6 protein-coding genes are annotated in these 7,036 nt (G+C 72.5%); 5 read left to right on the forward strand and 1 reads right to left on the reverse strand.

Annotated features, from left to right (window positions below):
• The 4 genes from FV233_RS27130 to FV233_RS27145 form a co-directional block, all read left to right on the forward strand.
• Positions 1-1,022 (forward strand): OmpA family protein (locus FV233_RS27130; RefSeq protein ID WP_246690106.1); only part of this gene is annotated, 1,022 nt, incomplete at its 5' end.
• Between the two features lie 109 nt (positions 1,023-1,131).
• On the forward strand, positions 1,132-2,340 hold the full coding sequence (locus tag FV233_RS27135; RefSeq protein ID WP_147855801.1) for an MFS transporter: 1,209 nt from the start codon (positions 1,132-1,134) through the stop codon (positions 2,338-2,340).
• Between the two features lie 10 nt (positions 2,341-2,350).
• Complete coding sequence (locus tag FV233_RS27140; RefSeq protein ID WP_147855802.1) at positions 2,351-3,118, forward strand: class I SAM-dependent methyltransferase; 768 nt, start codon at positions 2,351-2,353, stop codon at positions 3,116-3,118.
• Positions 3,119-3,416: 298 nt separating this feature from the next.
• Entirely contained in the window at positions 3,417-4,703 is a 1,287-nt protein-coding gene (locus tag FV233_RS27145) for a hemolysin family protein (RefSeq protein WP_147855803.1), read from the forward strand.
• Positions 4,704-4,706: 3 nt separating this feature from the next.
• On the opposite strand, the gene gltX is transcribed toward FV233_RS27145, so the two are convergent.
• Positions 4,707-6,047, reverse strand: coding sequence for a glutamate--tRNA ligase (gene gltX / locus FV233_RS27150; protein WP_147899368.1), 1,341 nt, complete (start codon positions 6,045-6,047; stop codon positions 4,707-4,709).
• A 150-nt stretch (positions 6,048-6,197) separates the two neighbouring features.
• Here gltX and FV233_RS27155 point away from each other — a divergent pair.
• On the forward strand, positions 6,198-7,036 hold an 839-nt coding region (locus FV233_RS27155; protein ID WP_147899369.1), incomplete at its 3' end, for an FAD-dependent oxidoreductase.

Genomic DNA, 7,036 nt, shown 5'->3' on the forward strand with positions numbered 1-7,036 from the left:
GTGCGCAACCGGGCCAGCCGCCCGCCGGCGGTCCGGCGGCGCGCGGCGTGTTCAACGCGCCGGGCCAGCCCGGCTACGTCCCCGGCGGCTTCCGCGCGGACGACGACGTGCGCGACTACGACCAGGTCCGCCGCGACCGGCGTGAGTTCAGCGAGGGCGGCCGGACGTACTACCGGGAGCCCAGCCGCATCATCGTCCGCGACCGCGACGGCTACCTGATCCGTCACGACGAGAACGAGCGGTTCCGGGACCTCGACCCGCGCGGCTTCCGCTCCGAGCGGCGGGGCGCCGACTTCTACAGCTTCATCGACCGGCCGGGCGGCGAGCAGATCGTCACCGTCACGGACGACGACGGGCGGATGCTGCGCCGCTACCGCCGCTTCCGCGACGGCCGCGAGGTGGTGATCATCGACAACAGCTACGCCGGCCCGCCGCGCCCGATCTACGACGACGTGGTCGTGCTGCCACCCCCCGACATCCGCATCCCCCGCGACCGGTACGTGGTGGAGTACGAGCAGGCGGACGAGGGCGCAGTCTACGAGGCGCTGACGGCCCCGCCTGTGGTCGCCGTGGACCGCCGCTACACCCTGGACCAGGTCCGCTACAGCCCGGACCTGCGCGCCCGGATGCGCTCGGTGGACATCGACACGATCACCTTCGACACGGCCTCGTTCACGGTGACGCCGGACCAGGCGGCCCGGCTGTCGGTGATCGCCGCGGCGATCAACCGGGCGATCCGCGCCAACCCGCAGGAGGTCTTTTTGATCGAAGGCTACACCGACGCGGTGGGGTCCGACATCGACAACCTGTCCCTGTCGGACCGCCGGGCGCAGTCGGTGGCGACGGTGCTGACCCAGCAGTTCCAGGTCCCGCCGGAGAACCTCACCACCCAGGGCTACGGCGAGCAGTACCTGAAGGTGAACACGCAGAACGCCGCCCGGGAGAACCGCCGCGTCACGGTCCGGCGGATCACGCCGCTGCTGCAGCAGGGGACGGCGCAGGGGGCTCCGCCGCCGCGCTGAGCGGACTGACGCCATTGACCGCGTCGGGCCGGAACGATGCGCCCGCCGCGGTTGACGTCATGGCTCACGCGTCCCACCACCGGGCGAAGCTGGCGGCGCGGGACGGTTCATGGAGAGCGACGACAACGGGCGGCTGATCCGGTCGGGGACGCCGGTGTTCCGCCGCACCGCGCTGGCGCTGGCGGCGGCCGGGTTCTCGACCTTCGCGGTGCTCTACGCGGTGCAACCGCTGCTGCCGATTTTTTCGGATGCGTTCGGCGTCTCGCCGGCCGAGAGCAGCCTCGCTTTGTCCCTCCCCTGCGGGTTGCTGGCGGTGGCGCTCCTGGTGGTGAGCCCGCTCTCGGAGATCTGGGGCCGCAAGCCGGTGATGCTCGCCTCTCTGTTCGCGTCCGCGGTGCTGACCATCGTGGCCGCCCTGGTGCCGGGCTGGCACGGGTTCCTAGTCCTGCGGGCGCTCTCCGGCTTGACCGCGAGCGGCCTGCCCGCGGTGGCGATGGCCTATCTCGCCGAGGAGATGGACACGCAGGCGATCGGCCTCTCGATGGGGCTCCTGGTCGGCGGCAACGCGCTGGGGGGCATGTCCGGCCGGCTGATCAGCGGCGTGATGGCCGACCACATGAACTGGCGGATCGGCCTCGCCACGATCGGCGGGCTCGCCCTCGTCGCGGCCTTCGCGTTCTGGCGCTGGCTGCCGCCCGCGCGCAACTTCGTGCCGCGCCGGATGGCCTGGCGCGACGTGCCGGGCTCCTTCGGCCACCATGTCCGCGACGCCGGGCTGCCGTGGCTGTTCGCCGAGGCGTTCCTGCTGATGGGCGGCTTCGTCTGCATCTACAATTACATCGGCTTCCGCCTGCTCGATCCGCCGTTCTCCCTGAGCCAGACGGTGATCGGCCTGATCTTTTCCGTCTACATTGCCGGCATGGTGAGCAGCCCGGTCACCGGCGAGTTGGCGAGCCGGTTCGGCCGGCGGCGGGTGCTGTGGGTCGCCACCGGGGTCGGGCTGGTCGGGATCCTGATGACGGCGGCCGACAACCTGCTGCTGATCGTCGCCGGGATCGTGGTCGTGACGATCGGCTTCTTCGGCGCGCATTCGGTGGCGAGCAGCTGGGTCGGCCGGCGGGCGCTCCGCGACCGGGCCCAGGCCTCCTCGATCTACCTGTGCCTGTACTACCTGGGCTCGTCGGTGCTCGGCACCGCGGGCGGCTGGTTCTTCGCGCATTCCGGCTGGACCGGCGTGGTGCTGTTCGTGGGCACCCTCTACGGTCTGGCCCTCGCCATTGCGATTCGGCTCTCGCGCCTGGCGCCGCTGCCGAGCTGAGGACTTCGTGATGAGTACGCGCACCCATTCCGGCCACGTCGTCGATCAGTTCGGCGCCCAGGCCTCGGCCTACGTGACGAGCGCGGTCCATGCCGTCGGCGCCGACCTGGACCGGATCGGCGCTCTCGTTCGCGGACTGCAAGGCGCGTCGGTGCTCGATCTCGGCTGCGGCGGCGGCCACGTGGCGTTCGCGGCGGCGGCGGCGGGGGCTTCGGTCACGGCCTACGACCTCTCCGCCGAGATGCTGGCGGCGGTCACCGCCGAGGCCGAACGGCGCGGCCTCGACCGGATCGAGACCCGCCAGGGCGCCGCCGAGGCGCTGCCTTTCCCGGACGCCGCCTTCGACGCGGTGCTGACCCGCTACAGCGCCCACCACTGGCGCGACGTCCCCGCCGCCCTGGCGGAGGCGCGCCGGGTGCTGGCGCCGGACGGCCTGTTCGTGGTCTGCGATATCGTCGCGCCGGAGGAGCCCCTGCTCGACACCCACCTCCAGGCGGTGGAGCTGCTGCGCGATCCCTCGCATGTGCGCGACTACCGGGTCTCGGAATGGCGCGCGATGCTGGAGACGGCCGGCCTCGTCCCGGGCGACACGCGAGCCTACCGGCCGCGAATGGAATTCGCGAGCTGGATCGCCCGGATGCGCACGCCGGAGGTCAACGTCGCGGCGATCCGCGCCCTCCAGGGCTCGGCGCCGGTCGAAATCGCCGCGCATTTTGCCATCGAGGCCGACGGCAGCTTCCTGCTGGATTCCGTGCTGATCGAGGCGCGCCCGCGCTGAGAACCTGTTCTACGTCGCGATCTCGGTCGAAGGACGATTGTCCCAAGCGCGCCCTCACCTTGAGGTAGCGTCGCCCTCGAAGGAGCCCTCCAGAACCCGCGCGATCCCGGGAGGCATCCTTCGAGGCCCGCTGGCGCGAGCGCTTCAGGGCGAAGGTCGGACGAACGGACCAATCACGCTCTGAAGCTCTGTCGAAGGCTTAGCCGTTGAACGGTCCGGCCCCCGGCCCCATGTTGAAAAGCCGTGTCATCAGAGGAAGCCCGGCCCGCGCTGCGGGATCGCGGCTCTGCAAGCCCGCCTGCTCGAGCTCGTCACCGTCGTCCTGCTGATCGCGCTGAACGGCGTCTTCGCTCTCTCCGAGCTGGCGGTGGTCTCGTCGCGCAAGAGCCGTCTGCGCGCGTACGCGGATGCCCGCCGGCCGGGGGCGAAGGCGGCCCTGGCGCTCGCCGAGGAGCCGGGACGCTTCCTCTCCACGGTCCAGATCGGCATCACGCTGATCGGCATCCTGTCGGGCGTCGTCTCGGGGGCGGCGCTGGGCGACCGCCTGGCGCTGACGCTGATCGACCTCGGCCTGCCGAAGGGCTGGGCCGACACGCTGGGCTACACGCTGGTGATCGGGGTGATCACCTACCTGTCGGTGATCATCGGCGAGTTGGTCCCGAAGCACCTTGCCCTGCGCAACCCCGAGGGGATCGCCTGCGCGGTGGCGCCCGGCATGCGCCTCGTCGCCCGGGCGGCCCTGCCGGCGGTGTGGCTGCTCGACGCCTCGACCCGGGCGGTGTTCCGCCTGATCGGCCAGGAGACCGAGAGCGCGAGCGCCGTCACCGAGGAGGAGATCCGCAGCCTCGTGGCCGAGGCCGAGACGGCCGGGATCATCGAGGGTGGCGAGCGCGCGATGATCTCCGGCGTGCTGCGGCTCGGCGACCGGCTGGTGCGCGGCGTCATGACCCCGCGCACCGAGGTCGTGTGGCTCGACCTCTCGGACGACCCCGAGACCATCCGGGCGCGCCTGCTGGCGAGCCCCCATGCCCGGCTGCCGGTGGCCGATGGCGGGCCGGACGCGATGATCGGCGTCGTGCAGGTGCGCGACCTGATCGGCCCGCTCTCCCGGGGCGAGCCCCTGGACCTGCGGGCGCATGTCCGCCGGGCCCCGGTGCTGCCCGATACCCTGGACGCGCTCGATGCCCTGGACGCCCTGCGCAAGGGTACCGTGCCGATGGCCCTGGTCCACGATGAGTACGGCCATTTCGACGGGCTCGTGACCCCCGCCGACATCCTCGATGCCATCGCGGGCGCATTCCACTCCGAATCCGTGGAGCCGGACGCGGTGCGCCGCCCGGACGGGTCCTGGCTGATCGCCGGGTCGATGCCGGCCGACGAGATGGCCGACCAGCTCGGCCTGCGCCTACCGCCCTCACGCGACTACGCCACGGCCGCCGGCCTCGTCATCGCGGCGTTCCAGCGCCTGCCGGAGACCGGCGAGACCTGCGACATCGCCGGCTGGCGCTTCGAGGTGGTGGATCTCGACGGCCGCCGCGTGGACAAGCTGCTGGCGACGCGGCTCGAAGAGCCGGAGGTGGAGTAGGCGCTACGCCGCCTCGCCGGCGAGGCGACGTGCCGCCCGTTCGCGGCCGATCAGCGGCAGCAGCCCGGCGAGGTCCGGCCCATGCTCCAGCCCGGTGAGCGCGAGGCGCAGCGGCATGAAAAGCGCCCGCCCCTTCGCGCCGGTGCGGCTGCGGATCTCTGTGGTCCAGGCTCTCCAGGTCTCGGGGCCGAACGGCTCCGGCGGCAGCGTCTCGCGGGCCGCCGCGATCACGGCCTCCTCGGTGAGGACCGGATCGATCGGACCGGTCACCACGCGCCACCAGTCGCCCGCCTCCGAGACCCGGCCGAGATTGGGCTGCACCGCCCGCCAGAACGCCTCCGCCGTCTCGGCCGGGATGCCGAGGGCGGTGAGGCGCGGGGCGACCTCGGCGTACGGCATGGCGTGGACGAGGCGGGCGTTGAGCCCGTCGAGTTCGGTGGGGTCGAACCGGGCCGGCGCCCGGGAGATCTCGCCGAGATCGACGAGGCTCGCCAGCGTGTCGAGGTCGGGCACCGCCCGCACGGATTCGGCCGAGCCGGTCAGCACCGCCAGCGAGCGCACGGCCGCCGGCTCGTATCCGGCCTCGCGCAGGCCGCGCAGCGACAGGTGGCCGAGCCGTTTCGACAGCCCCTCCCCGTCCGCGGTGGTCAGCAGGTTGTGGTGGCCGAAGACCGGGACCGTGGCGCCGAGCGCCTCGAAGATCTGCACCTGCACGCCGGTGTTGGTGACGTGGTCCTCGCCGCGGATCACGTGGGTGATGCCGAGGTCGGCATCGTCCACCACGGAGGGCAGCGTGTAGAGGTAGCTGCCGTTGGCGCGGATCAGCACCGGGTCAGACAGCGACGCGCAATCGACATGCGCCGGCCCGCGCACGAGGTCGTCCCAGGTCACGGTCCGCGCCTCCAGCAGGAAGCGCCAATGCGGCCGGCGGCCCTCCGCCTCCAGGGCGGCGCGGTCCTCGGCGGTGAGCTGCAGCGCCGCCCGGTCGTAGATCGGCGGCTGGCCGCGGCCGAGTTGGCGTTTGCGCCGGCGCTCGAGCTCCTCCTGCGTCTCGTAGCAGGGATAGAGCCGCCCCGCCGCGCGCAGGGTGTCGGCGGCGGCGTCGTGCTGGGCCTTGCGGTCGCTCTGGCGGGCGAACAGGTCCCAGGTGATCCCGAGCCAGGCGAGATCCTCCTGGATCGCCTCGGCGAACGTTTCGGTCGAGCGCTCGGCGTCGGTGTCGTCGAGGCGCAGCAGGAAGCGGCCACCCGCCTTGCGCGCGAACAGCGCGTTGAGCAGAGCCGGGCGGGCGTTGCCGATATGCAGGTAGCCGGTGGGCGAGGGAGCGAAGCGGACGAGCGTCATGATCCGCTCTGTAGCCGATCTGCGGGCGGTTTTGCGCGTCCCTTCGCGCATGGGTGACGCGAACCGCCCGTGCCCCCGCCTTCGGCCCGCTACACAGCACCGGCAAAACCCGTCAGAACGCCACGCTTGGCGCTGAGGGGGATGAGCTTGATGGACGAGACGGCCGATATCGTGGTGGTCGGCGGCGGGATGGTCGGGCTGGCCTGCGCCATCGCGCTCAAGGATCGCGGCCTCGACGTGGTCCTGTGCGATCCCGGCGAGGCCCGGGCCCGGACCTCCTACGGCAATGCCGGCGTGGTCAGCCGCGGCTCGATCCTGCCGATGTCGAGCCCGGCCCTGTGGGGCAAGCTCCCGGCCTACCTGCGCAACGCCGACCGGGGCCTGCGCCTGCGCTACGCGCACCTGCCGCGGATCCTCCCCTACACGGCGCATTTCCTGGCGAGCGCCCGGGCCTCGGCCTGGCGCCGGGCCGCCGCAGCCCTGCTGCCGCTGACGAGCGCCGCCTACCCGGCCCATGAACGGCTGGCCGCGAGGGCCGGCACCAGCGAGCGGCTGCAGCGGACCGGCTGGATCAAGGCCTACCGCACCGAGGCCGCCTTCGAGGCCGCCGCGCTGGAGCGGGAGATCCTGTCCGGGCACGGGGTGGGGTTCGACATCCTCGACACGGCGGGGATCCGCGATCTGGAGCCCGCCCTGGTGCGCCCCTACGCGCGGGCGATGCTGCTCACCGAGACCGGGTCGGTGCGCGAACCCGGCCGCCTGATCGAGGCCTGCGAGGCGCTGTTCGCCGGCCTGGGCGGAAGGCGGCTGCGCGGCAGCGTCGAAAGCCTGTCGCCGGAGGCCGAGGGCTGGCGCGTCGTCCACGAGACCGGCGCGGTGCGGGCCAGGCAGGTCGTGCTGGCGGCGGGCGCCGCCTCCGGGGCGATCGCGAGAAGTCTGGGCTACCGTTTCGCGGTCGCGGCCGAGCGCGGCTACCATCGTCACTACGC

Origin of the sequence: Methylobacterium sp. WL7 (genome assembly GCF_008040085.1) — a bacterium.
GTDB classification, from domain to species: Bacteria; Pseudomonadota; Alphaproteobacteria; order Rhizobiales; family Beijerinckiaceae; genus Methylobacterium; species Methylobacterium mesophilicum.